This window comes from Microbacterium oxydans, assembly GCF_000956405.1.
GTDB lineage: Bacteria > Actinomycetota > Actinomycetes > Actinomycetales > Microbacteriaceae > Microbacterium > Microbacterium oxydans_C.
The window spans coordinates 1-24,766 of the sequence record NZ_JYIV01000023.1 but is presented as its reverse complement, the minus strand read 5'-3'; the positions used below and the strand labels follow the sequence as shown (position 1 = coordinate 24,766).

Genomic DNA, 24,766 nt, shown 5'->3' with positions numbered 1-24,766 from the left:
CAGACATGTGTGGCGATGAAGTCACTTCGCGGCGCGGAGCGACGCGACCTGGTACAGCGCGACGGAGGTCGCGATACCGGCGTTCAGCGACTCGGTGGCCGCAGAGATCGGTATCGAGACGATCTGGTCGCAGGTCTCGGAGACCAGACGAGAGAGGCCCTTGCCCTCAGAGCCGACCACGATGACCACAGGGCGGTCGGCCAGCTGCAGTTCCGGAAGGGAGACGTCGCCGTCGCCGTCGAGCCCGAGCACGAAGACGCCCTGCTTCTTGAACTCCTTGAGCTGCGTGGTGAGGTTGCTCGCGAGCGCCACAGGGGTGCGGGCGACCGCTCCTGCGCTGGTCTTCCAGGCCGCGGAGTTGACGCTCGCCGAGCGCCGCTGGGGCAGGATGACTCCGTGTCCGCCGAATGCCGCCGTGGAACGGATGATGGCACCGAGGTTGCGAGGGTCGGTGATGCCGTCGAGCGCCACGAACAGCGGCACCTCGCCGCGGTCGATGACCTGCTCGAGCAGGTCCTGCGGGTGCGCGTACTCGTACGGGGGCACCTTGATGGCGACCCCCTGGTGCACGCCGTCGAAGCCGGCCATCCGGTCGAGCTCGGGACGCGTGACCTCGAGCACGGGGATGCCACGGTGGGTCGCGATCGAGAGCATCTCCTTCACGCGGTCGTCCATCTCCACGCGCTGCGCGATGTAGAAGGCCGTCGCCGGGATCTTCGCCCTCAGTGCCTCGAGGACGGAGTTACGACCCGTGACGTTCTCGGTGTCGTCTCCCGCCTTGGCCTTGGGCGCGCGGTTCCCGCCGCCGGACCCCGGACGTCCTCCGCCGGGTCGACCCTTGCCGCCCGTCGCCGCCGCGTAACGCTCGGCAGCGGCTTTGCGCTTGCCCGCCGGGTGCCACGCACGGTCCTCCGCCTTCGGCGTCGGTCCGCGACCCTCGAGCGCCTTGCGCCCGAGTCCGCCGGTGCCCTTGGTCGGGCCCTTCTTGTTTCCCTTGCTCGCGCCGGGGCGCCCTGGCTTAGCCATCGATACTCCAATGAGTTCCGGCCGGAGTGTCCTCCAGCGTGATTCCTGCGGCGGCGATCGCATCTCGGATGCGATCCGCCGCCGCCCAGTCCTTGTCAGCGCGCGCCTGGGCGCGCTGGGTGATCATCGTCTGGACGAGGGCGTCCAGAGTCCGGTGCTCAGCGAGGTCTCCTCCGCTGGACATGATCTCGTCGAAACCGAGGAGACGGGTCATGGCATCGACCTGGACGAACGCGTCCCACCCCTCGTCGTGTCGTCCCGCATCGATCGCGACGTTGCCGCGGCGAACGGTGTCGTGCAGCACGGCGACGGCCTGCGGGACCCCGAGGTCATCGTCCATGGCCGCCGCGAACGCATCGGGGATCTCACCGATCCGCGTCTCATCGGGGGCGCCGGGGAGCGATCGGCGGACGCGTGCGATGAACGTCGCGATGCGACCGAGCGCTGCCTCCGCCTCGGTCCACGACGACTCGGTGAGGTCGAGGCTGGATCGATAGTGCGCCGACGCGAGCGCGTAGCGCACCACGAGCGGATCGTGCGTGGCGAGAACGTCTGCGGCCAATGTGAAGTTGCCGAGCGACTTCGACATCTTCTGCCCATCGACGGTCACGAGGCCGTTGTGCACCCAGTAGCGGGCGAAGCCGTCTCCCGCCGCGGTCGATTGCGCGAGCTCGTTCTCGTGATGGGGGAATCGCAGGTCGAGCCCGCCGCCGTGGATGTCGAACTCCGCGCCGAGATAGCGCTTCGACATCGCGGAGCACTCGATGTGCCATCCCGGGCGCCCGGTGCCCCAAGGCGATGCCCAGGTCGCATCGGCCGGCTCGTCGGGCTTGCCGCCCTTCCACAGCGCGAAGTCCTGCGGATTCCGCTTGCCTCGGGGATCCGCGTCCTCCGCCGCCTCCATGGCGTCGAGGGACTGATGCGTGAGCGAGCCGTAGTCGGACCAGGAGCGCACGTCGAAGTACACGTCTCCCGAGCCGTCGGGTGCGGCATACGCGTGACCGCGCTCGATGAGCAGCGCGATGAGTTCCTGCATCTGCGGCACCGACGCCGTGGCCCGGGGCTCGTAGGTCGGCGGGAGGATCCCCACACCCGCGTAGGCAGCCGTGAACTCGCGCTCCATCCGGTATGCAAGCGCCCACCACGGCTCGGAGTCCGTCGCGTTCGCCAGCACCTTGTCGTCGATGTCCGTGACGTTGCGGACGAACGTCACGCGACCATGCCGGTACTCGAGCCAGCGCCGCAGCAGATCGAAGCTGAGGGCAGCCCTGACATGCCCGATGTGCGGGCCGGACTGCACGGTGGGTCCACACACGTACATCGTGATGTTCTCGGGATCGAGAGGCACGAAGTCGCGCAACTGCTGCGCGCGGGTGTCGTAGAGGCGGACTGTCACCGCTCAAGCCTACCGGGAGCGCCGTTCCGGAGCCTGGGCGCGCGCGAATGCGTCCCCCGAACCGGGCGAACTCAGTCCACGGGGAAGGTCTGCCCTGTCTGCACTCCGAGGACGCTCTTCGCGTACGCCATGCCCACCCGGTAGGAAGACACCGGAACGAATCCGGGGAACGACGAGTGGTACGAGGGGGCGTCCTCGAGCACCGAGGGGCTGACGGCGTTGATGCGGATCCCACGGGGCAGCTCGGCAGCGGCGCCGAGGACGAAGGCCTCGATCGCTCCGTTCACGAGCGAGGCCGCCGCGCCCGTGGCGATCGGCTCTCGGGCCAGGATGCCGGAGGTGAGGGTGAAGGAGCCTCCGTCTCGCACGAACCGTGTGCCGATGCGCACGATGTCGAGCTGGGACAGCACCTTGCCTCGGAGCGCAGACTCGAAGTCGTCGCGCCCGAGCTCGGCCAGCGGGGCGAACGGGACGCTGCCGACCGCGGCGATGACCGCATCCACCTGGCCCACCTCTTCGAAGAGGCGCTCCACGGAGGCCGGATCCGTCACGTCGACGGACGGATGACCGTTCCGCGAGGCTGACACGATGTCGTGTCCTTCGAGAGCTCCAGCCGCCGCTCGTCCGACGTGTCCACTCGCTCCGATGATGAGGATCTTCACTGCAGCTCCTTCTGTCGTGTCCCACTCTGTCGCGGCCCCGCTCAACGGAACGATCCGCACGGAGCACGCATTCCCGTCCGGATCAGAGCGGGAAGACGGTTGCGATCGCGGTGACCGAGATGCCCTCCGCGCGTCCGGTGAACCCCAGCCCATCCGTAGTGGTGGCGGTGACGGACACCGGAGCGCCGAGGATGTCGCCGAGGCGTTCCTGTGCTTCCGACCGCCGGGGGCTGAACTTCGGACGGTTCCCCTGGAACTGCACCGAGACGTTCCCGATCGCGAACCCGGCTTCGTGGAGCAGTTCGCGTGTCCGAGCCAGGAAGACCTCGGCATGGGCGCCCGCATACTCGGGATGGGAGGTGCCGAAGTGCTCGCCAATGTCACCGAGCCCCGCAGCCCCCAGGAGCGCATCGACGATCGCATGGGCGACCGCGTCTCCATCCGAATGCCCGGACAGCGGCTGCTCCCCCGGCCACTCGAGACCGGCGAGCCAGAGATTCCCCTCGCCGCCGAAGGCGTGGACGTCTGTGCCGATGCCCACCCGCGGGTTGCCTGCCCCTGGGACGCGCGAGCCCAGAAGGTGTCTCGCGCGCTCGAGGTCGGCCGGCGTGGTGATCTTGAAGGCGCGTTCCGATCCAGCGATGTGCCGCACCGGGTGGCCTGCAGCTGCGAACAGCGCCGCATCGTCGGTGTACTCGACCCCGCTCTGTCGGGCGGCGTCGTAGGCGGCCTCCAGAGCTGCCCGCGGAAACCCCTGCGGCGTCTGCGCCGCGGCGAGCTCGGAACGATCGACCGCCGCGGCCACCGTCCCGTCGACAACCCTCTTGAGCGTGTCGACCACGGGCAGCGCCGGGATCACGCCGACCCCTGCTGTGACAGCCGCCGCGACGGCATCGATCTGCGCCTGAGGGGTGAGCGCGCGGGCGGCGTCGTGCACCAGCACCGTCTCGACGTCGCCCCAGAGCGCGGCAAGGCCGGCTGCCACGGACTGCTGTCTGGTCTCTCCACCGGTGACCACGCGCCCGAAGTCGGTGCGCTCCCCCGCCGCTTCGCGCAGCTCGGTCTCCGCATCGCCTTCCCAGCCGGCGGGCGCGACCACGATGACCTGGGCCGGCGCAGCGGCGAACACTCCGTCGAGCGCGTGGCGAAGCATGGACCGGGAGTCGATGCCGACGAAGGCTTTCGGAGCGTTCGCGCCCAGACGGGTGCCGGAGCCTGCGGCCACGACGATGATCGCTATGCGTGGGACGGGAAGGATGGTCACGGTTTCACGTTACCCGCCGAGACGACGAAAGGCGGGTGCCGCAGCACCCGCCTTTCGTCGTCGAAGAGCTCAGGAAGCGAGGACCTCGTCGAGCAGTGCGCCCGCCTTGTCCTCGTCGGTCTTCTCGGCGAGCGCCAGCTCGGAGATGAGGATCTGGCGAGCCTTCGCCAGCATCCGCTTCTCCCCCGCGGACAGGCCACGGTCCTGGTCACGGCGCCACAGGTCGCGGACGACCTCGCTGACCTTGATCACATCGCCGGACGCGAGCTTCTCAAGGTTCGCCTTGTACCGCCGAGACCAGTTGGTGGGCTCTTCTGTGAAGGGTGCTCGCAGCACCTCGAAAACATGATCGAGGCCTTCCTTGCCGATCACGTCGCGAACGCCGACCAGGTCGACATTCTCCGCAGGGACCTCAATGATGAGATCGCCCTGGGTGACGTTGAGCTTCAGGTATTTCTTCGCCTCACCCTTGATGATGCGCTCCTTGACCTCGATGATGGTCGCAGCGCCATGGTGGGGATAGACGACGGTCTCGCCAACCTCAAAAAGCATAAAAACGTGTCCTTTCGGCAACCTCAAGGATACCACAGGGGACATGCGCTAAGGTTCGCGCTCCCCACGCCGCAGGAGCCCTCTCGACTTACGCATAGAATGGTCTCGGATATCCCCGCCGGACCTCAGGAGGACCCGTGAAATCGCGCCTTGTTGCGTCAGCAGCCCTCAGCGCCCTCGTTCTGCTCGGTGCGACCGGGTGCACGTTCATCACCCCGCAGTCCACCAAGATCGAGTATGCCGCCTCCGACGGCGTCAACATCTCCGACGAGGACGGGCCCATCGACGTGCGCAACGCCCTCGTGATCGCCACGGAAGACGGTTCGGTCGGCAACTTCATCGCCGCGATCGTGAACCCCACCGACGAGAAGGCCACTCTCACGGTCACCGTCGAGGGCCTCAAGCCCTTCGAGATCACGGTTCCCGCGAACGACACCGTGAGCCTCGGCTCCGACGCCGACCCCATCCGTATCGCCGGCCTCGACACCAAGCCGGGCGCCACCGTCGAGATCCACTTCCAGTCGGGTGACTCCACCGGGGTCAAGACCCAGGTGCCGGTGCTCGACGGCACGCTCCCGTACTACTCGGACCTGGTTCCCAGCGAGAAGGAACCCACCTCGACGCCGACTCCGCTGCCGACCGACACGGCAGCTCCGGCGCCCTCGAACTGACACCGCTCGCGGTGAGAGGAGGCCGGTACCCCGCGGGGTACCGGCCTCTTCTGCGTCTCACCCCTCGAAGCGATAGCCCAGACCACGCACGGTAACGAGCATGACGGGCTCGCTCGGGTTCTCCTCGATGCGCGAGCGGATGCGCTTGATGTGCACGTCCAGCGTCTTGGTGTCACCGAAGTAGTCGCTCCCCCACACGCGGTCGATGAGCTGGCCTCTGGTCAGGACGCGTCCCGAGTTGCGCATGAGCACCTCGAGCAGCTCGAACTCCTTCAGCGGCATGTTGATCTGGGCGCCGGCCACGGAGACGGTGTGCCGGTCGATGTCGAGCGAGACCCGTCCACCGTCCAGTACGCGCTCGTCGAGCTCACCATCCGCCTGGACGACCCGGCGCAGCACAGCGCGCATACGGGCGAGCAGCTCCCTGGACGAGTAGGGCTTCGTGATGTAGTCGTCCGCCCCGAGCTCGAGGCCCACGACGATGTCGACTTCGGAGTCCTTGGCCGTGAGCATGATGATCGGCACGGCGGACGTCGACCGGATCTGCCGGCACACCTCGGTGCCCGGCATCCCCGGCAGCATCAGGTCGAGCAGCACGATGTCGGCACCGCGCTCCCGGAAGGCTGCGAGTGCGCCGGGGCCGTCCTCCGCGATCTCGACCTCGTAGCCCTCGCGTCGGAGCAGGTAGGCGAGCGGGTCGGCGAGGTCGGGCTCGTCTTCGACGAGAAGGATTCGGGTCATGCTCTCTCTCCGTTTCGCACGCGGGCGGACGCGGCGTTCTTGGCCGCTTTGCGCGCACGCTTCTTCTTGCTCTTCTTGCCCGCATCACGATTGTCGGGGGCATCGATCCGGGGAAGACGGATCGTGAACGTCGATCCACGGCCCGGTCGCGACCACAGCCGTACCTCACCGCCGTGACGCTGGGTGGCGTGCTTGACGATGGAGAGGCCGAGCCCCGTGCCACCGGTTCGCCGCGATCGGGCTTCGTCGGCCCGGTAGAACCGCTCGAAGATACGCTCACGGTCTGCTTCCGCGATGCCGATGCCCTGATCGGACACCGCGATCTCGACCACGCCGTCTTCCGCCCGCACCCCGACACCCACACGGGAGCCACGCGGCGAGTAGACGATGGCGTTGGCGATCAAGTTGCCGACCGCCTCGATCAGGATCTGTGCGTCTCCGCGCACCCAGACACCACGGTCCCCGCCCCTGGCGAGTTCCACGCCGGCGGAATCGGCCTGCACGACGTGGGCCTCGATGGAAGACGCGATCACCTCGTCGATCGCGACCGGCCCCACCGCGGACAGCCCGTCCTCCGCCTGCAGCCGGGACAGACTCATGATGCGACCGGTGAGCTGGCCGAGACGACCGGCCTCTGCCGAGATGCGTGCGGCGAAGATGCGCACCTGTGCGGGATCGTCGGCCGCCGACTCGATCGCCTCGGCGAGCAGGCTCACCGCCCCGACCGGCGTCTTCAGCTCGTGGCTCGTGTTCGCGACGAAGTCGCGACGCATCTGGTCCAGTCTTTCCTGCTCGGTGACGTCGCGGATGATCAGCAGGACCAGGCGGGTGCCGATCACACTGGCACGAGCGGAGACCAGGCGAGGATCGAGGCTGAGTCCCCCGCGGGTGATGCGCATCGACTCCGTGACGGAGCCACCGGACTCTCTGACGCCGCGCACGAGCTGCCGGAGCTCCGGGTTGTCGAGAGTCGAGCCCACTTCGATCCCGAAGCGGGTCGCGGCCTGCGACGCAGCCAGCACCAACCCGGAGGTGTCCACGATCGCCGCTGCGTCGTCCATGCTGTGCAGAACATCCGTGATGCCCGCGGGGATGGCCAGGGACGTCTCCTCCTGCACCCGCGCCCGTGCCCGGTACGCCCACACCACGAGAAGCGACAGGCCGACGCCGATCACGAGCCCGATGGCGAGCGAAGACAGCGCGAGCTGCGGCAGGGTCATGACTCCAGCGTAGAGTGCGTTCACCGTCCGTCCGGCGGGTTTCCGCGCCCTGGCGGGAACAGGAGAAGTACTATTCACGTGCTGGGCACCGTTCGTTAACCTTCGAAGCAGACAATCTCTTCGGGCTTGTGCGGGAGCACAGACCTGCTCTCGTGCGGACGACCCGCCGCCTCGCGCTGTCCCAGCCGAGATCCGAATGAAAGGTTGCGCCCCAACATGCGCGAAGTCTTCCACCAGTCCCTCGAGGACCTGCAGAACCGCCTCGTCGAGATCGCCGACCTGGTCACGGTCTCCATCGACAAGGCCACCAGGGCGTTCGCGACGAGCGACGTGGCCCTGGCCGAAGAGGTCATCGCCGACGACGCCAAGATCGACGAGCTGGCCGTCGCCCTCGACGAGCAGGCCATCGAGATCCTCGCCCGCCAGCAGCCGGTCGCCCGCGACCTCCGTATCGTCGTGACCGCGCTGCGCGTGAGTGCTTCGCTCGAGCGCATGGGCGACATGTCGGAGCACATCGCTCAGCTCGCACGCCTCCGCTTCCCCGAGCGCGCCATCCCGAAGGGCCTCAAGGGCACTTTCGTGAAGATGGGCGAGCTCGACGTCGAAGTGGCCCGCACCCTGTCCGAGCTGCTGCGCACGCAGGACCTGCGGTTCGCCGATGCGATCCGCAACGCGGACGACGATGTCGATGAGCTGCACGCCACCGTGTTCGAGAAGGTGCTCAGCGACAACTGGAAGGGTGAGGCCACGGCGACCGTCGACGCCACGCTCGCCAGCCGTTACCACGAACGGTTCGCCGACCACGCGGTGGCCGTCGCGAAGAAGGTCGTCTACCTCGCCACGGGCGACTGGGCGGTCGAGGAACAGGACATCCCCCTCGCGGTCGAGCAGCAGGAGCTCGGCCAGCAGGAGTTCGGTCACGCCTGACGCGCCGAGCCGAGACGGAGAACTACTTCTTACCCTGCGCCGCGACGGCAGCGGCACCGGCGGCAGCGGCCTCGGGGTCGAGGTAGCGGCCGGGGCCGGTGGGGACGTTGTTCTCGTCCAGCTCGTACACCAGCGGGATGCCGGTCGGGATGTTCAGCTCGGCGATGTCGTCGTCGCTGATGCCCTCGAGGTGCTTGACGAGACCGCGCAGCGAGTTGCCGTGCGCCGTCACGAGCACGGTCTTGTCGGCTTCGAGGTCGGGGACGATCGCGCTCTCCCAGTACGGCAGCAGACGGTCGATGACGAGCTTGAGCGACTCGGTGCGCGGCACCTCGCCGTCGATGTGCGCGTAACGGACGTCGTTCACCTGGCTGAACTCGCTCTCGTCGTCGAGCACGGGCGGCGGCACGTCGAACGAACGACGCCACAGCTGGAACTGCTCCGGGCCGAACTCTTCCAGCGTCTGTGCCTTGTCCTTGCCCTGCAGCGCGCCGTAGTGACGCTCGTTCAGGCGCCAGGAGCGGGTCACCGGGATCCACAGACGGTCAGCGGCATCCAGGGCGATGTTCGCCGTCTGGATGGCGCGGCTCAGCAGCGAGGTGTGCAGCACGTCGGGGAGGATGCCCGATTCCGCCAGCAGCTCTCCGCCGCGGCGCGCCTCCTTCTCGCCCTGCTCGTTGAGACGGACGTCCACCCAACCGGTGAACAGGTTCAGTTCGTTCCACTCGCTTCGGCCGTGGCGGAGCAGGATGAGGGTGCGCGTCGCAGTCATGCCGCCAGTTTATCCGTCCGGGGGCGGAGCGCCCGAGTCGATGCTGGGAGGATGGAGACATGGCGTCATCTCCCCTCGGTCGGCCGACCCGCGGCACCACGGGGACGAACCGACTGCGTCGGAACGACCGCTGGATCGCCGCGAGCGAGGCTCTGCGCCGAGCATCCGACCCGCTGGTCGTGGACCTGGGCTACGGCGCCAGCGGGGTCACGGCCTTCGAACTCGCCGCACGCCTGGTCCGGGTGCGCGCCGACGTGGAGGTGCGCGGCCTGGAGATCGACCCGGCCCGCGTCGCGACGGCCGATGCGCAGCTGGCCGAGGTCCGCGCGGGACGGACGCCCTTCGCTTCCGGCCTCCCCGTGTCGTTCGCGCGCGGCGGTTTCGAGGTTCCGCTTCCGGATGGACGGAGAGCCGCCGTCATCCGTGCGATGAACGTGCTGCGCCAGTACGACGAGCAGGATGTCCTCGACGCGTGGTCCCGGATGGCCGCGCGCCTTGCTCCCGACGGACTGCTGTTCGAGGGCACCTGCGACGAGATCGGTCGCGTCTCGAGCTGGATCGATGTCGATGCGACCGCGACCCCGCGACGGTTCACGATCTCGCTCCGGCTCGCCGACCTCGAGCATCCGAGCATCGTCGCCGAGCGCCTGCCCAAGGCGCTGATCCATCGCAACGTCGCCGGCGAGCGCATCCATGCGCTCCTGGTCGACCTCGATCGCGAGTGGGACCGTGCGGCGCCCTTGTCGACGTTCGGAGCCACGCAACGATTCCTCGCCGCGGTCGGTGCCCTCCGCGACCAGGGGTGGCCCGTGGTCGGCGGCCGCACGCGCTGGCGTCTGGGCGAGCTCACGCTGCCCTGGTCGGCTGTCGCTCCCCGCTCGGACTGACTCCGACCGGGGATGCCGGCTCAGTCGGCGGCGTGCGCGTCGCGCGGATCCGGCGCCGTGGGTCGACGCGACAGCCGTGTGAGGCGCGGGATGTCAGCGACGGCACCGGCATCCGCCGGGACGATCACCTGCTGGGACGCGGCGATATCGATGCCGTCCGCACGGACCACGAGGTCTCCGACCGGTGCGCGCCGGGACAGGATCGCGAGCGCGATCGGACCGTCTTCGTGGTGCCGCGCCACCGAGGTCAGGTGTCCGACCTCGTCATCGCCCGCGAAGACCGGTGCACCGGGCTCGGGCAGCACGGCATCGCTGCCGTCGAGGTGGAGTGCGGCCAGCCGGCGCGGCGGATGACCGAGGTTGTGCACCTTCGCGACGGTCTCCTGCCCGCGGTAGCACCCCTTGTTCAAGTGGACCGCGCTGCGGATCCAGTCGGACTCATGGGGCAGCGAGCGCTCGTCGACCTCGGTCGTCCAGCGCGGGCGCCATGCCGCGACCCGCAGCGCCTCGGCCGCGAGGTTGCCGGCGAGGGCGTCCCGATCGAGCGAACCGGCGAGAGCATCAGCGGATTCCTCCGTGAGGATGGCCACCCGCCAGGCGAAGGCGGCGGCGGGATGGTCTGCGACCTCCGCGTACTGGTGTCCTCCGGCACTGATGCGCTGCCACGGGTCGGCCCAGACGAGGGCGACGCCGTGCGGGGCGCACGCGGCAGCGGCCACGACCGATCCGACGGTTCCGCCGTCGATGTATCCGACCAGCTCCAGGTCTGAGCGGACCTCGACCGTCGCCTGTGTGCGGAACTTCATGCGCGTCAGCCAGGCGGCGAGCGCTTCAGCGTCGCCACTGTCGGCGATCAACCACGCCGACGCGCCGTCGTCGAGGATTCCGGCCGCGTGCTCGACGCGACCTTGCGGGTCGAGGATCAGCAGTTCCGTGCTGTCTCCGGGCGCGAGACGGCCGACCGACTGCGACGTGATCGAGTCGAGCCAGGTGAGGCGCTCGGGGCCGGCCACCTCGATGACCGTGCGATCCCCGAGGGGCGCGATGGCTGCACCACCGGCGAGACGTCGCTGCTCGCGGAAGGCGTCACCGAAATGAGCGATGACCTCGCCGTCGGAGACAGCGCCGTCGACCTGGTGGAAGGCGGACACGTCAGACCTTGGCCAGCCGCGCCGACGCATGCGAGCGCAGGGGCGTGCCGAGGGCGGCGATGTCCCACGCCCACAGCAGGTGGCCGTCGACGAGACCGTACATGCGGGAGGAAGCGGTGTGGACCTTCGCACCGGCGCTGCGCACGACGGCATCGGAGCCGATGTCGATGCGCGGACCGTTGATCTCGCCGATGTAGAGCTCGAGGGCCCCGTCGGCGTGTGCTAGCGAGACCTCGATCGGGAATCCGCCGCTCGGAGCGCGCAGCTCCTCCACGTCGTCGACCGTGCGGGTGACGGCAGGAGCGGTCGGAGGCAGCAGTGCGGGACCAGGATCCGATGCCGATGCCGGGCGGGCGAGCCGCCAGAACCCGGTCTCCGCGAGCAGTGCCGCCGCCGGAGCGCCCTCCTCGGTCAGGAACGTGGCTGTTCCCGAGTAGTTCAGGAAGGGACCGCCGTCATGACTGAAGCTGACCCGGTGCGTGAACTCTCCCTGCAGACGCTCGTCGCCGACCGGATAGTCGATCACGCCGGTGCCTTCCCAGACGCCGATGAGCCACGCGAAGGGGACGAGATCGGCCGGAAGGTCGACGGGCAGTTCGAGCATCGTCGCGTCAGCGCTGGCCGCGGAAGAGGTTGCGCAGCACCACCGCCGAGACGAAGACGATAGCGAGGCTCGCAAGGCCCAGCAGGCCGATGAAGAAGATTTCGAGCGCCATGAGGTCCATGTGCTCCACCTTACCGCGCCGCGCCGACGTCCGGCGGGGATCAGGCAGCGATCAGGCAGCGATCAGGCAGGGATCAGCGCGGCGAGGCCGAACCCGACCGAGATGATCCCCATCAGCAGCAGGGCGCCGATCACGCTGCCGGCCACCCGGAAGATGAAGCCCTGGGTGCGTCCGTACCAGAGCTGGACGGCGAACGACAGGAGCACGACGCCGCCGAAGCCGACGAGCAGCCACGGAACACGCCACTCCTCCGGCACGAAGATGCCGATCGCCACGGTCGCGAGGAAGGCCGTGGCCCAGACGACGAGCACACCGACGAACGCGTTGCGCGGTGCGAGTGCGGGATCCGTCATGTCTCCATTGTGACCTATCGCTCCCGGTATCATGGCGGCACGACGTCGATCCGCGTCTGTGAGGAGTGCGTGTGGCCCAGGTCCTGGTTCTGACCAACGCTCCGCTCTCCGAGCAGGTGCTCCCCGCGCTCGAGCTGTTGAGTCACCGCGCACGCCAGATCCCCGCAGAGCCCTCGCAACTAGTCAGTGCCCCCGACCACGATGTCGTGATCGTCGATGGCCGGCACGACCTCGTCGGGGCGAAGTCGCTGTGCCGTCTGCTTCGGACCGCAGGACAGGACTCCCCTCTGCTGCTCGTCGTCACGGAGGGCGGGATGAGCGCCCTCTCCGGCGACTGGGGCATCGACGACGTGCTCCTCTCCACCGCGGGTCCGGCCGAGATCGACGCCAGGCTGCGTCTCGTGCTGGCACGACGCGACGAGGTCGCCGAACCCGCACGCGTGCAGGCATCCGGCGTGACCATCGACGAGCAGTCCTACTCGGCGAAGCTGCGCGGCAGACCTCTGGATCTGACCTACAAGGAGTTCCAGCTGCTGCATTTCCTGGCGACCCACCCCGCTCGCGTGTTCACCAGGGAGCAGCTGCTGAGCGAGGTCTGGGGATACGACTACTTCGGGGGCACCCGCACGGTCGACGTGCACGTGCGACGACTCAGGGCGAAACTCGGCGACCAGGAGCAGATCATCGGCACGGTGCGCAACGTCGGCTATCGCTTCAACGTCAACGAGGACGAGGGCCTGGCCAGCGCGGGCTGAGCCGACTCCGTTCACACGCGCGTCACCTCTCGGTGCTTAGATGTACCCCATGATCGATCCCGCACTCGCCGACGCCGGGCTCGGTGACGCCGAAGACGACGACTTCGACGCCATCGAGTCGTACGACTCCCAGCTCCCCGACCACCGCTACCTGGATCGCGAGCTGAGCTGGCTCGCCTTCAACCAGCGCGTGCTCGAGCTCGCCGAGGATCCGTCACTCCCCGAACTCGAGCGGGCCAACTTCCTGGCGATCTTCGCGAGCAACCTCGACGAGTTCTTCATGGTGCGCGTCGCGGGCCTCAAGCGACGCATCATGACGGGTCTGGCCGTGCCCACCAACATCGGCCGCTCCCCCGTGGACGCCCTCGCCGACATCTCCCGCGAGGCGCACGCTCTGCAGCTGCGTCATGCCGACGCGTGGACGTCGCTGGTGGTCTCCTGCCCGCGGTAGCACCCCTTGTTCAAGTGGACCGCGCTGCGGATCCAGTCGGACTCATGGGGCAGCGAGCGCTCGTCGACCTCGGTCGTCCAGCGCGGGCGCCATGCCGCGACCCGCAGCGCCTCGGCCGCGAGGTTGCCGGCGAGGGCGTCCCGATCGAGCGAACCGGCGAGAGCATCAGCGGATTCCTCCGTGAGGATGGCCACCCGCCAGGCGAAGGCGGCGGCGGGATGGTCTGCGACCTCCGCGTACTGGTGTCCTCCGGCACTGATGCGCTGCCACGGGTCGGCCCAGACGAGGGCGACGCCGTGCGGGGCGCACGCGGCAGCGGCCACGACCGATCCGACGGTTCCGCCGTCGATGTATCCGACCAGCTCCAGGTCTGAGCGGACCTCGACCGTCGCCTGTGTGCGGAACTTCATGCGCGTCAGCCAGGCGGCGAGCGCTTCAGCGTCGCCACTGTCGGCGATCAACCACGCCGACGCGCCGTCGTCGAGGATTCCGGCCGCGTGCTCGACGCGACCTTGCGGGTCGAGGATCAGCAGTTCCGTGCTGTCTCCGGGCGCGAGACGGCCGACCGACTGCGACGTGATCGAGTCGAGCCAGGTGAGGCGCTCGGGGCCGGCCACCTCGATGACCGTGCGATCCCCGAGGGGCGCGATGGCTGCACCACCGGCGAGACGTCGCTGCTCGCGGAAGGCGTCACCGAAATGAGCGATGACCTCGCCGTCGGAGACAGCGCCGTCGACCTGGTGGAAGGCGGACACGTCAGACCTTGGCCAGCCGCGCCGACGCATGCGAGCGCAGGGGCGTGCCGAGGGCGGCGATGTCCCACGCCCACAGCAGGTGGCCGTCGACGAGACCGTACATGCGGGAGGAAGCGGTGTGGACCTTCGCACCGGCGCTGCGCACGACGGCATCGGAGCCGATGTCGATGCGCGGACCGTTGATCTCGCCGATGTAGAGCTCGAGGGCCCCGTCGGCGTGTGCTAGCGAGACCTCGATCGGGAATCCGCCGCTCGGAGCGCGCAGCTCCTCCACGTCGTCGACCGTGCGGGTGACGGCAGGAGCGGTCGGAGGCAGCAGTGCGGGACCAGGATCCGATGCCGATGCCGGGCGGGCGAGCCGCCAGAACCCGGTCTCCGCGAGCAGTGCCGCCGCCGGAGCGCCCTCCTCGGTCAGGAACGTGGCTGTTCCCGAGTAGTTCAGGAAGGGACCGCCGTCATGACTGAAGCTGACCCGGTGCGTGAACTCTCCCTGCAGACGCTCGTCGCCGACCGGATAGTCGATCACGCCGGTGCCTTCCCAGACGCCGATGAGCCACGCGAAGGGGACGAGATCGGCCGGAAGGTCGACGGGCAGTTCGAGCATCGTCGCGTCAGCGCTGGCCGCGGAAGAGGTTGCGCAGCACCACCGCCGAGACGAAGACGATAGCGAGGCTCGCAAGGCCCAGCAGGCCGATGAAGAAGATTTCGAGCGCCATGAGGTCCATGTGCTCCACCTTACCGCGCCGCGCCGACGTCCGGCGGGGATCAGGCAGCGATCAGGCAGCGATCAGGCAGGGATCAGCGCGGCGAGGCCGAACCCGACCGAGATGATCCCCATCAGCAGCAGGGCGCCGATCACGCTGCCGGCCACCCGGAAGATGAAGCCCTGGGTGCGTCCGTACCAGAGCTGGACGGCGAACGACAGGAGCACGACGCCGCCGAAGCCGACGAGCAGCCACGGAACACGCCACTCCTCCGGCACGAAGATGCCGATCGCCACGGTCGCGAGGAAGGCCGTGGCCCAGACGACGAGCACACCGACGAACGCGTTGCGCGGTGCGAGTGCGGGATCCGTCATGTCTCCATTGTGACCTATCGCTCCCGGTATCATGGCGGCACGACGTCGATCCGCGTCTGTGAGGAGTGCGTGTGGCCCAGGTCCTGGTTCTGACCAACGCTCCGCTCTCCGAGCAGGTGCTCCCCGCGCTCGAGCTGTTGAGTCACCGCGCACGCCAGATCCCCGCAGAGCCCTCGCAACTAGTCAGTGCCCCCGACCACGATGTCGTGATCGTCGATGGCCGGCACGACCTCGTCGGGGCGAAGTCGCTGTGCCGTCTGCTTCGGACCGCAGGACAGGACTCCCCTCTGCTGCTCGTCGTCACGGAGGGCGGGATGAGCGCCCTCTCCGGCGACTGGGGCATCGACGACGTGCTCCTCTCCACCGCGGGTCCGGCCGAGATCGACGCCAGGCTGCGTCTCGTGCTGGCACGACGCGACGAGGTCGCCGAACCCGCACGCGTGCAGGCATCCGGCGTGACCATCGACGAGCAGTCCTACTCGGCGAAGCTGCGCGGCAGACCTCTGGATCTGACCTACAAGGAGTTCCAGCTGCTGCATTTCCTGGCGACCCACCCCGCTCGCGTGTTCACCAGGGAGCAGCTGCTGAGCGAGGTCTGGGGATACGACTACTTCGGGGGCACCCGCACGGTCGACGTGCACGTGCGACGACTCAGGGCGAAACTCGGCGACCAGGAGCAGATCATCGGCACGGTGCGCAACGTCGGCTATCGCTTCAACGTCAACGAGGACGAGGGCCTGGCCAGCGCGGGCTGAGCCGACTCCGTTCACACGCGCGTCACCTCTCGGTGCTTAGATGTACCCCATGATCGATCCCGCACTCGCCGACGCCGGGCTCGGTGACGCCGAAGACGACGACTTCGACGCCATCGAGTCGTACGACTCCCAGCTCCCCGACCACCGCTACCTGGATCGCGAGCTGAGCTGGCTCGCCTTCAACCAGCGCGTGCTCGAGCTCGCCGAGGATCCGTCACTCCCCGAACTCGAGCGGGCCAACTTCCTGGCGATCTTCGCGAGCAACCTCGACGAGTTCTTCATGGTGCGCGTCGCGGGCCTCAAGCGACGCATCATGACGGGTCTGGCCGTGCCCACCAACATCGGCCGCTCCCCCGTGGACGCCCTCGCCGACATCTCCCGCGAGGCGCACGCTCTGCAGCTGCGTCATGCCGACGCGTGGACGTCGCTGGTTCGACCCGCCCTCGCGGAGTCCGGGATCGAGATCGCCGATTGGTCTGAGCTGACCGACGACGAGCGCACCGCGCTCTCCGAGTACTTCTCCGCCCAGGTCTTCCCGGTGCTGATGCCGCTCGCCGTGGATCCCGCCCACCCGTTCCCGTACATCTCGGGCCTGTCGCTCAACCTCGCGATCCGGATCCGCAACGCCCGCACCGGGCGCCAGGAGTTCGCGCGTCTCAAGGTGCCGCCGATGCTCCCCCGCTTCGTCGAGGTGCCGGGCGGCGGCGAGATCAAGCGCTTCCTGCGACTGGAGGAGCTCATCGCCAACCACCTCGGCGACCTCTTCCCCGGCATGGAGGTGCTGGATCACCACGCGTTCCGCCTCACCCGCAACGAGGACGTGGAGATCGAGGAGGACGAGAGCGAGAACCTCATCCAGGCGCTCGAGGCCGAGCTGCTGCGTCGCCGGTTCGGGCCGCCCATCCGGCTCGAGATCACCGACGACATGGACGACGTCACGATGGACCTGCTGGTCCGCGAACTCGACATCACCGATCTCGAGGTCTACCGCCTGCCTGGGCCGCTCGACCTGCGCGGGCTCTTCGACCTGTCGCGGATCGACCGTCCCGACCTGCGCTACCCGCCGCATCTGCCCACGACCGCCGTCGCCTTCCAGCCCGCGGGGTCGAGCAACCGTGCCGACATCTTCAAGGCGATCCGCAAGTCCGATGTGCTCGTGCACCACCCGTACGAGTCGTTCACCACGAGCGTGCAGGCGTTCCTCGAGCAGGCCGCCCGCGACCCGCACGTGCTCGCCATCAAGCAGACCCTGTACCGCACGTCCGGCGACAGCCCCGTGGTGCAGGCCCTCATCGACGCGGCAGAGGCCGGCAAGCAGGTGCTCGCGCTCGTCGAGGTGAAGGCGCGATTCGACGAGGCGAACAACATCGTCTGGGCACGCAAGCTGGAGAAGGCCGGCGTGCACGTGGTGTACGGCCTCGTCGGGCTCAAGACCCACTGCAAGCTCGCCCTCGTCATCCGCGAGGAAGACGGCAAGCTCCAGCACTACTCGCACGTCGGCACCGGCAACTACAACCCGAAGACCAGCCGTATCTACGAGGACTTCGGACTGTTCACCGCGGACGCGCAGGTCGGAAAGGACCTGACGCGTCTGTTCAACGAACTCAGCGGATACGCCATCGAGAAGAAGTTCAAGCGCCTGCTGGTCGCCCCTCTGCACCTGCGCAAGGGGCTGGTCCGTCAGATCGATGCGGAGCGCAAGAATGCCGAGGCCGGGATTCCCGCGCACATCCGCATCAAGGTGAACTCGATGGTCGACGAGGAGATCATCGACGCGCTCTATCGAGCGAGCGCGGCTGGGGTGAAGGTCGACGTCTGGGTGCGCGGCATCTGCAGCCTCCGCACCGACCTCGACGGCATCAGCGAGAACATCACGGTGCGCAGCATTCTCGGGCGTTACCTGGAGCACTCGCGCATCTTCGCGTTCGAGAACGGCGGCGACCCGCAGGTGTACATCGGCAGCGCCGACATGATGCACCGCAACCTCGATCGTCGTGTCGAGGCCCTGGTGCGCGTGACCGATCCCGCCCACCTCAAGGAGCTCAGCACGTTCTTCGACCTGGCGATGGACGACGGCACCTCGTCGTGGCACCTCGGCCCTGAGGGAGTCTGGACTCGCCACGCGACGGATGCGGACGGCAAGCCCCTGATCGACCTGCAGGATAAGACCATGGGGTTGATCCAGCGGCGCCGTCGCGCGCGGGCGGTTCGATGAGCGGCCGGCAGCTGCAGCTTCCGGCCGACACGACGACGAGCGCGAAGTGGACGGACAAGGCCGTGTACGCGGCGGGTGCGGTCGTGTGGCGCCTGGTGGACGGCAAGCTGCGCATCCTCCTGATCCACCGCACCAAGTACCGTGACGTCACGCTGCCCAAGGGGAAGGTCGACCCCGGCGAGATGCTCGCCGAGACCGCCGTCCGAGAGGTGCACGAGGAGACCGGCATCCGCGTCTCCCTGGGCGTCTCGGTCGGCGTGAGCCGCTACCTGCTCGCCTCGCAGAAGCAGAAGGTCGTGCACTACTGGGCGGCGGAAGCGACGGACGCGGCCATCCGGGCGTCGACATTCGTGCCCAACCGGGAGATCGCTGCGCTCGAATGGGTCAGCGTGAAGAAGGCCCGCGCACGCCTGAGCTACCCGGTCGATCTCGAGATCCTGGACTTCTTCGCCAAGCTCGTCGACGACGGGGTGCTGCGCACGTTCCCGGTGATCGCGCTGCGCCATGCGAAGGCCACCCCCCGCTCGGAGTGGGACGGCCCCGATGCCTCCCGCCCGCTGACCGACCGCGGACGGAAGCAGGCGAAGTCGATCGTCGGACCGCTTCGTGCCTTCGGTGTACGCCGAATCGTGTCGAGCGATGCGGTGCGGTGCGTCGAGACGGTCACTCCCCTCGCACGCGCGCTCGACCGCAAGATCGTGAAGACCGAGAAGATCAGCCAGGACGCCTGGGAGGACGGAGGCTCCGATCTGCGCTCCGTCGTCGGCCGCCGGATCCGCGCCGGCAAACCGGCTGTGCTGTGCAGTCACGGTCCCGTGCTGCCTGGCCTGCTGTCGGAGATCGCGCTGGCGACCGGCACCATCCAAGGGTCGTACCTGAGCAGTGCCGCCGACCTCGAGCCTGCGGCGTTCTCGGTCGTCCACCTCTCGGCGACGAACCCGGGGTCGGGCATCATCGCGATCGAGACGCACGTCCCCAAGGTCTGACCCTGACGGGGATCCGCAGCCCAGGCCCGGAATCCTGCGGGTGCACCCCAGAGAGTCGCCCGCCGTTCACCTGCCGTTCACCTGCTCGGGAGAGTCTCGTTAACCGTCGCCCATAGCGTCACTGTGTGCCCTGCACCGGGCCCCACCCATTCCAGATCGAAGGATCCACAGTGAAGATCTCCCGAATCGCACGAATCGGCGCCATCGGCGCCGTCGCCGCTCTCGCACTCGCCGGCTGTGCCGCGAACGAAGCAGGCTCCGGTTCCACCGACACCCCCACCTCCGACAGCGCAGCGGTCAGCGGCTCGCTCGTCGGCGCGGGCGCCTCCTCGCAGCAGGTCGCCATCCAGGCCTGGACCGCGGAGTTCCAGAAGACCAACCCCGACGCCCAGGTCGAGTACGACCCGCAGGGCTCCGGCGGCGGACGCGAGTCCTTCCAGCAGGGCGCGGTCAACTTCGCCGGTTCCGACCGTGCGTTCAAGACCGACGAGATCTCGGCCGGCGGCTTCGGCGCCTGCGTCGACGGCTCCGACCTCATCGAGATCCCCGCCTACGTCTCGCCCATCGCCATCGTGTTCTCGCTCGACGGCGTCGACGAGCTGAACCTCGACCCGACGACCATCGCGTCGATCTTCGCCGGCAAGATCACCAACTGGAACGACCCGGCGATCGCCAAGGACAACCCCGACGCGAAGCTCCCCGACCTCGCCATCACCCCGGTGCACCGCTCCGACAAGTCGGGCACCACGGGCAACTTCACCGACTACCTCGCGCAGACCGCGGGCGACGTGTGGACCGCAGGCAGCGTCGAGGAGTGGCCGGCCGACCTCGCCGGTGAGTCCGCCGAGAAGACCTCGGGTGTCGCCAACGCCGTCAAGGGCGGCCAGGGCCTCATCGGCTACATCGACTCCTCGCAGGCGGCGGACTTCGCGTCCGTCAACGTCAAGGTCGGCGACGCATTCGTGCCGCACTCGGCCGAGGGGGCAGCCGCCACGCTCGACGCCTCCAAGATCGAGGAGGGCCGCACCGATGGCGACCTCGCCTTCGCGATCGACCGCACCACGACCGCCAAGGGCGCGTACCCGGTTCTGCTCGTGAGCTACCTCATCGGCTGCGCCGAGTACGAGGACGCGAACGTCGCCGCGCTGACCAAGGCGTTCTTCACCACGGCGATCAGCGCCGAGGGCCAGGACGCGGCGGCGACCAACGCCGGCAGCGCCCCGATCTCGGACGACCTGCGCACGCAGGCCCAGGCTGCGATCGACCTCATCAAGTGAGTCGATGACGGTCTCCGGGATGCCGCAGGGCATCCCGGAGACCGTCTGCTCGCGTCAGACACCCGATCTCCACTGAGCAGGAAGCAGCTCCCATGACAGCCACGACCTCGCCGGCGTCGACGCGCATCGTCGCGAAGAAACGCGCCGGTGACCTCTGGTTCTCCGGAACGGCGGTCGCCGCCGGATCCATGATCATGATCACGCTGGCCGCGGTCGCGATCTTCCTCGTCGTTCAGTCGATCCCCGCCTTCACGGCGACGGCCGAAGACGCCTCGCTCCTCAAGACCAACTTCTGGGACTACGTCGGCCCGCTCCTCTTCGGAACCATGTGGGCGGCGTTCCTCGCGCTTCTGCTCGCGGTCCCCCTGTCACTCGGGGTCGCACTCTTCATCACCCACTACGCGCCCCGCCGGCTCGCTCAGGGTCTCGGCTACGTGGTCGACCTGCTGGCAGCGGTCCCCTCGGTCGTGTTCGGCCTCTGGGGCATCCTGGTCCTCGCGCCGGCGGTTCAGCCCATCTACGTCTGGTTGAACACCAACGCCTCCTGGATCCCCCTCTTCGACGGTGTGGTCTCCCCCACCGGTCGCACGATCCTCACCGCCGCCATGGTGCTCGCGGTCATGGTCGTCCCGATCATCACGGCCATCTGCCGCGAGATCTTCCTGCAGACCCCCCGGCTCCACGAGGAGGCCGCCCTCGCCCTGGGAGCCACCCGCTGGGAGATGGTGCGGATGGCGGTCCTCCCCTTCGGCCGCTCCGGAATCGTCTCCGCGTCGATGCTCGGTCTCGGCCGTGCGCTCGGTGAGACCATGGCCGTCGCGATGGTCCTCTCGGTCAGCAAGGCCGTGACGTTCGAACTCCTCACGTCCACCAACCCCTCCACGATCGCCGCCAACATCGCGCTGACGTTTCCGGAGGCGTACCAGGTCAACATCAACATCCTCATCGCGACCGGTCTGATCCTGTTCGTCGTGACGTTCGCGGTGAACGCCATCGCCCGCTGGTTCGTGAACCGCCGCAAGGAATTCTCGGGAGCGAACTGACATGACCGTGACCGCCCCCGAAACGACTCGCGCTTCCAGCGCGGCTCCGTCCTCACTCTCGCTCAGCTCGGGACACCTCCCCCGCTGGGCGCCCTGGGCGCTTCTCGCCCTCTCGCTCCTGATCGGATTCACGCCGTTCGCCCTCGAAGCGGTCGCCAGCGGATCCGACCTCAACATCGCCGGCTCGGTCGTGCTCGGCGCCGTGATCTACCTCGTGCTCATCTACGTGATGTCGCGCATCATCGAGGGCTCCAGGAAGGCGCTCGACCGCCTGATCACCGGCATCGTCACCTCGGCGTTCGCGATCGCGATGGTGCCGCTGGTCTCGGTGGCGATCACCGTGGTCGCCAACGGCGTCGCCCGCTTCGACGGACTCTTCTTCTCCTCGTCGATGCGCGGTGTGCTCGGCGAGGGAGGCGGCGCGCTCCACGCCGTGATCGGCACGCTGCTGGTCACGCTGGCCGCCGCGATCATCTCGATCCCGATCGGGCTCATGACCGCCGTCTACCTCGTCGAGTACGGCAAGGGCGGACGGATGGCCCGCACCATCACGTTCCTCGTGGACGTCATGACGGGTATCCCGTCCATCGTCGCGGGTCTCTTCGCCTACGCGGTCTTCGCGTTGATCTTCGGACCCGGTGTGCGCATGGGCATCGCGGGCTCGGTCGCCCTGGCTGTGCTGATGATCCCGGTCGTCGTGCGCTCCACCGAGGAGATGCTGCGCCTGGTACCGAACGAGCTGCGCGAGACATCGTACGCGCTCGGTGTGCCGAAGTGGCTCACGATCGTCAAGGTGGTCCTGCCGACCTCTATCGCCGGGATCACGACGGGCGTGATGCTCGCCATCTCCCGCGTGATCGGCGAGACCGCGCCACTGCTGCTCACCGCCGGATTCACCGACGCCATGAACTACAACCTGTTCAGCGGTCGCATGCAGACCCTCCCGGTGTTCACGTACTCCCAGTACGCGTACCAGGGCATTCCCGCTGAGGCATACGTGGAGCGAGCGTGGGCCGCCGCGCTCACGCTCATCATCATCGTCATGCTGCTCAACCTGATCGCGCGGCTGGTCGCGAAGATCTTCGCACCCAAGACCGGCCGCTGAGCCTCGACCCGACAAGCAAGGAACTGCAGTGTCCAAGAGCATCGAAGTCAACGACCTGAACGTGTACTACGGCGACTTCCTCGCCGTGGAGGGCGTCTCCCTCGACATCCAGCCGCGCAGCGTGACCGCCTTCATCGGCCCCTCCGGCTGCGGCAAGTCCACCTTCCTGCGCACACTCAACCGCATGCACGAGGTCATCCCCGGCGCCCGCGTCGAGGGAGAGGTGCTGCTCGACGGCAAGGACCTCTACGGCCCCGGCATCGACCCGGTGCTGGTGCGTCGACAGGTCGGCATGGTCTTCCAGCGCCCCAACCCCTTCCCCACGATGTCCATCAAGGAGAACGTCCTCGCGGGCGTGAAGCTCAACAACAGCCGCATGTCGAAGAGCGACCAGGACGCGCTCGTCGAGAAGTCGCTCACAGGTGCGAACCTGTGGAACGAGGTCAAGGACCGCCTCGACAAGCCCGGCTCCGGCCTGTCCGGTGGTCAGCAGCAGCGTCTGTGCATCGCCCGCGCGATCGCCGTGTCGCCGCAGGTGCTCCTGATGGATGAGCCGTGCTCCGCGCTCGACCCCATCTCGACGTACGCCATCGAGGAGCTGATCGGCGAGCTCAAGAACGAGTTCACCATCGTCATCGTGACGCACAACATGCAGCAGGCCAGCCGCGTCTCCGACAAGACGGCTTTCTTCAACATCGCCGGCACCGGCAAGCCTGGAAAGCTCATCGAGTACGACGACACCACGAGCATCTTCACCACCCCGTCCGTGCAGGCCACCGAGGACTACGTCTCGGGTCGCTTCGGCTGAGCCTGCGCCTCTCGCACTTCTCGCACTTCTCGCACTTCTCGCACTTCTCGCCGAAACCCAGACCACCTGAGGCGTTGGCGGCGTGTCCCTCGCTGACACGCCGCCGCGTCGACAGATGGTCTGGGTTTCGGCGTATCCGGGCGAGGTGCAGTTCGCCTGCACCGTCGTGGAATGCAGGTGGTTGTCCGCACCTCGGGCGATCTCGGCCTCCCGCCGCAGAGTGCGCGGGGCAGTATCGAGCGATGTCCTTCGTGCGCGCCGCTTCAGTGCTGAGCGTGCTCGGGCGGATGGCGCGGACATCTGAGCTTCGGCGACGGGGCGTGAGCCGCGCTGAGCTCTCGCGTGCGGTGCGCTCCGGCGAAAGTGCTGCGACCTCGTCAGGGCGTCTATGCGCTCCCCGACACCCCGGCGTCCTGGATCCATGCGGCATCTCACGGAGGAACGATCGGATGCGCACAGGCGGCTGCGTCGCATGGACTCTGGGTGCTGCGTCTTCCTCCGGCGAATCACATCTGGATGGGAGCTGCGGGCACTCCCCGATCGGTGTGCGACGTCTGCGTGATGCACTGGGACGAGGGGCTGGTGCGCGTCGGAGAGGCTGCGCCCGTGCCGAATACACTCCTCCAAGTCGCGACCTGTTGCGGAGAGGACATGTTCTTCGCCGCGCTCGAGTCGGCTCTGCGACAATCACTGCTGTCCCCCGCTGGGCTGATCTGGCTTCGCCGACATCTTCCGACCTCGATGCGGTGGCTCGTCGCGTTCGCTCGTGCGGATGCCGACAGTGGACTCGAGTCGCTCATCCGGCTTCGACTGCACCGGATCGGGATCACGGTCAGGACCCAGGTGCGGGTGCCCGGCGTCGGTGAGGTCGACTTCGTCATCGACGACTTCCTCATCGTCGAGGCCGACGGCCGGGAGGGCCATGCCAGGGAGAAGGAGCGGAGCAAGGACCTGCGACGCGACGCTGCGGCCGCCGCTGCGGGGTACACGACGCTGCGCTTCACCTATGAGCTGATCATCGACGACTGGCATCTCGTCGAGGCCGCGATCCGGGGTGCTCTCGCACGCGGCTCTCACCTCGCGCCCGTGGTCTGACCTGTCGGGCACCCCCTCCTCCCCCCTCCTGGCCCGCACTGCGGGCCCGGAGGGGGGAGGCGGGGGTGCCCGACAGGTCAGACCACGAGCGCGAGG

General features: G+C 68.2%; 26 protein-coding genes and 1 pseudogene. 13 read left to right on the top strand and 14 right to left on the bottom strand.

The features are described 5' to 3' along the window. Positions 1 to 21 precede the first annotated feature (21 nt). The 5 genes from rlmB to RN51_RS07115 all read right to left on the bottom strand — a co-directional run bounded on the left by rlmB (position 22) and on the right by RN51_RS07115 (position 4,900). Positions 22 to 1,026 (bottom strand): 23S rRNA (guanosine(2251)-2'-O)-methyltransferase RlmB, encoded by a 1,005-nt coding sequence (rlmB, locus tag RN51_RS07135; RefSeq protein ID WP_045263364.1) that lies wholly within the window; start codon positions 1,024 to 1,026, stop codon positions 22 to 24. Further along, positions 1,019 to 2,422, bottom strand: a complete 1,404-nt coding sequence (gene cysS / locus RN51_RS07130) for a cysteine--tRNA ligase (RefSeq protein WP_045263363.1) — start codon at positions 2,420 to 2,422, stop codon at positions 1,019 to 1,021. Before cysS ends, rlmB begins: the two co-directional genes overlap by 8 nt. Positions 2,423 to 2,493: 71 nt before the next feature. Further along, complete coding sequence (locus tag RN51_RS07125; protein ID WP_045263362.1) at positions 2,494 to 3,084, bottom strand: short chain dehydrogenase; 591 nt, start codon at positions 3,082 to 3,084, stop codon at positions 2,494 to 2,496. Between the two features lie 82 nt (positions 3,085 to 3,166). Next, positions 3,167 to 4,348 (bottom strand): 2-C-methyl-D-erythritol 4-phosphate cytidylyltransferase, encoded by a 1,182-nt coding sequence (gene ispD, locus RN51_RS07120; RefSeq protein WP_045263361.1) that lies wholly within the window; start codon positions 4,346 to 4,348, stop codon positions 3,167 to 3,169. 69 nt (positions 4,349 to 4,417) lie between these two features. Continuing rightward, on the bottom strand, positions 4,418 to 4,900 hold the full coding sequence (locus tag RN51_RS07115) for a CarD family transcriptional regulator (RefSeq protein WP_017201416.1): 483 nt from the start codon (positions 4,898 to 4,900) through the stop codon (positions 4,418 to 4,420). Positions 4,901 to 5,037: 137 nt separating this feature from the next. Here RN51_RS07115 and RN51_RS07110 point away from each other — a divergent pair, with 137 nt between their 5' ends. Beyond that, positions 5,038 to 5,571 (top strand): restriction endonuclease subunit M, encoded by a 534-nt coding sequence (locus RN51_RS07110; protein WP_045263360.1) that lies wholly within the window; start codon positions 5,038 to 5,040, stop codon positions 5,569 to 5,571. Between the two features lie 57 nt (positions 5,572 to 5,628). Here the strand turns inward: RN51_RS07110 and RN51_RS07105 are convergent, their stop codons facing one another. Both RN51_RS07105 and RN51_RS07100 read right to left on the bottom strand, forming a co-directional pair. Next, complete coding sequence (locus tag RN51_RS07105; RefSeq protein ID WP_045263359.1) at positions 5,629 to 6,312, bottom strand: response regulator transcription factor; 684 nt, start codon at positions 6,310 to 6,312, stop codon at positions 5,629 to 5,631. Continuing rightward, positions 6,309 to 7,532, bottom strand: coding sequence for a sensor histidine kinase (locus RN51_RS07100; protein WP_045263358.1), 1,224 nt, complete (start codon positions 7,530 to 7,532; stop codon positions 6,309 to 6,311). Before RN51_RS07100 ends, RN51_RS07105 begins: the two co-directional genes overlap by 4 nt. Positions 7,533 to 7,748: 216 nt before the next feature. Between RN51_RS07100 and phoU the strand changes: the two genes are divergently transcribed. Beyond that, the gene (gene phoU, locus RN51_RS07095; protein WP_045263357.1) at positions 7,749 to 8,459 is read left to right on the top strand and encodes a phosphate signaling complex protein PhoU; all 711 of its coding nucleotides are present in this window, start codon (positions 7,749 to 7,751) and stop codon (positions 8,457 to 8,459) included. A gap of 22 nt (positions 8,460 to 8,481) precedes the next feature. On the opposite strand, the gene RN51_RS07090 is transcribed toward phoU, so the two are convergent. Continuing rightward, entirely contained in the window at positions 8,482 to 9,231 is a 750-nt protein-coding gene (locus tag RN51_RS07090) for a phosphoglyceromutase (protein WP_045263356.1), read from the bottom strand. Positions 9,232 to 9,290: 59 nt separating this feature from the next. On the opposite strand from RN51_RS07090, the gene RN51_RS07085 reads away from it, so the two are divergent. Continuing rightward, complete coding sequence (locus tag RN51_RS07085) at positions 9,291 to 10,118, top strand: class I SAM-dependent methyltransferase (protein ID WP_045263355.1); 828 nt, start codon at positions 9,291 to 9,293, stop codon at positions 10,116 to 10,118. A 20-nt stretch (positions 10,119 to 10,138) separates the two neighbouring features. Here the strand turns inward: RN51_RS07085 and RN51_RS07080 are convergent, their stop codons facing one another. The 3 genes from RN51_RS07080 to RN51_RS07065 all read right to left on the bottom strand — a co-directional run bounded on the left by RN51_RS07080 (position 10,139) and on the right by RN51_RS07065 (position 12,347). After that, the gene (locus RN51_RS07080) at positions 10,139 to 11,269 is read right to left on the bottom strand and encodes a YgfZ/GcvT domain-containing protein (RefSeq protein WP_156149125.1); all 1,131 of its coding nucleotides are present in this window, start codon (positions 11,267 to 11,269) and stop codon (positions 10,139 to 10,141) included. Between the two features lies 1 nt (position 11,270). After that, a complete protein-coding gene (locus tag RN51_RS07075; protein ID WP_045263352.1) occupies positions 11,271 to 11,873 on the bottom strand; it encodes an FABP family protein in 603 nt (200 codons plus the stop codon). Positions 11,874 to 12,056: 183 nt separating this feature from the next. Next, positions 12,057 to 12,347 (bottom strand): hypothetical protein, encoded by a 291-nt coding sequence (locus tag RN51_RS07065; RefSeq protein WP_045263351.1) that lies wholly within the window; start codon positions 12,345 to 12,347, stop codon positions 12,057 to 12,059. Positions 12,348 to 12,418: 71 nt separating this feature from the next. On the opposite strand from RN51_RS07065, the gene RN51_RS07060 reads away from it, so the two are divergent. Together RN51_RS07060 and RN51_RS07055 are read left to right on the top strand one after the other, a co-directional pair. After that, positions 12,419 to 13,102: a winged helix-turn-helix transcriptional regulator gene (locus RN51_RS07060; RefSeq protein WP_045263350.1), complete on the top strand. Its 684-nt coding sequence runs from the start codon at positions 12,419 to 12,421 to the stop codon at positions 13,100 to 13,102. Between the two features lie 49 nt (positions 13,103 to 13,151). Further along, positions 13,152 to 13,535, top strand: a pseudogene (locus tag RN51_RS07055) (RNA degradosome polyphosphate kinase); the annotation flags it as partial. On the opposite strand, the gene RN51_RS07050 reads toward RN51_RS07055, so the two are convergent. The 3 genes from RN51_RS07050 to RN51_RS07035 all read right to left on the bottom strand — a co-directional run bounded on the left by RN51_RS07050 (position 13,508) and on the right by RN51_RS07035 (position 15,386). Then, a complete protein-coding gene (locus tag RN51_RS07050) occupies positions 13,508 to 14,338 on the bottom strand; it encodes a YgfZ/GcvT domain-containing protein (protein WP_269430489.1) in 831 nt (276 codons plus the stop codon). The pseudogene RN51_RS07055 and the gene RN51_RS07050 overlap by 28 nt on opposite strands. Next, positions 14,310 to 14,912 (bottom strand): FABP family protein, encoded by a 603-nt coding sequence (locus RN51_RS07045; RefSeq protein WP_045263352.1) that lies wholly within the window; start codon positions 14,910 to 14,912, stop codon positions 14,310 to 14,312. The genes RN51_RS07050 and RN51_RS07045 overlap by 29 nt, the downstream gene beginning before the upstream one ends. A gap of 183 nt (positions 14,913 to 15,095) precedes the next feature. After that, positions 15,096 to 15,386, bottom strand: coding sequence for a hypothetical protein (locus RN51_RS07035; RefSeq protein WP_045263351.1), 291 nt, complete (start codon positions 15,384 to 15,386; stop codon positions 15,096 to 15,098). A 71-nt stretch (positions 15,387 to 15,457) separates the two neighbouring features. On the opposite strand from RN51_RS07035, the gene RN51_RS07030 reads away from it, so the two are divergent. The 8 genes from RN51_RS07030 to RN51_RS06995 all read left to right on the top strand — a co-directional run bounded on the left by RN51_RS07030 (position 15,458) and on the right by RN51_RS06995 (position 24,670). Continuing rightward, a complete protein-coding gene (locus RN51_RS07030; protein ID WP_045263350.1) occupies positions 15,458 to 16,141 on the top strand; it encodes a winged helix-turn-helix transcriptional regulator in 684 nt (227 codons plus the stop codon). Positions 16,142 to 16,190: 49 nt separating this feature from the next. Continuing rightward, a complete protein-coding gene (locus tag RN51_RS07025) occupies positions 16,191 to 18,356 on the top strand; it encodes an RNA degradosome polyphosphate kinase (RefSeq protein ID WP_045263349.1) in 2,166 nt (721 codons plus the stop codon). Continuing rightward, complete coding sequence (locus RN51_RS07020) at positions 18,353 to 19,342, top strand: NUDIX hydrolase (protein WP_045263348.1); 990 nt, start codon at positions 18,353 to 18,355, stop codon at positions 19,340 to 19,342. Before RN51_RS07025 ends, RN51_RS07020 begins: the two co-directional genes overlap by 4 nt. 170 nt (positions 19,343 to 19,512) lie before the next feature. After that, positions 19,513 to 20,619, top strand: a complete 1,107-nt coding sequence (gene pstS / locus RN51_RS07015) for a phosphate ABC transporter substrate-binding protein PstS (protein WP_045263347.1) — start codon at positions 19,513 to 19,515, stop codon at positions 20,617 to 20,619. Between the two features lie 92 nt (positions 20,620 to 20,711). Continuing rightward, positions 20,712 to 21,662 carry a phosphate ABC transporter permease subunit PstC gene (gene pstC / locus RN51_RS07010; RefSeq protein WP_045263346.1) on the top strand — a complete coding sequence of 317 codons (951 nt, stop codon included), beginning with the start codon at positions 20,712 to 20,714 and terminating at the stop codon, positions 21,660 to 21,662. 1 nt (position 21,663) lies between these two features. Beyond that, a complete protein-coding gene (gene pstA, locus RN51_RS07005; RefSeq protein WP_045263345.1) occupies positions 21,664 to 22,767 on the top strand; it encodes a phosphate ABC transporter permease PstA in 1,104 nt (367 codons plus the stop codon). A 28-nt stretch (positions 22,768 to 22,795) separates the two neighbouring features. After that, complete coding sequence (gene pstB / locus RN51_RS07000; RefSeq protein ID WP_017828973.1) at positions 22,796 to 23,575, top strand: phosphate ABC transporter ATP-binding protein PstB; 780 nt, start codon at positions 22,796 to 22,798, stop codon at positions 23,573 to 23,575. Positions 23,576 to 24,181: 606 nt separating this feature from the next. Further along, entirely contained in the window at positions 24,182 to 24,670 is a 489-nt protein-coding gene (locus RN51_RS06995; protein WP_197073200.1) for an endonuclease domain-containing protein, read from the top strand. Positions 24,671 to 24,766: the final 96 nt, after the last annotated feature.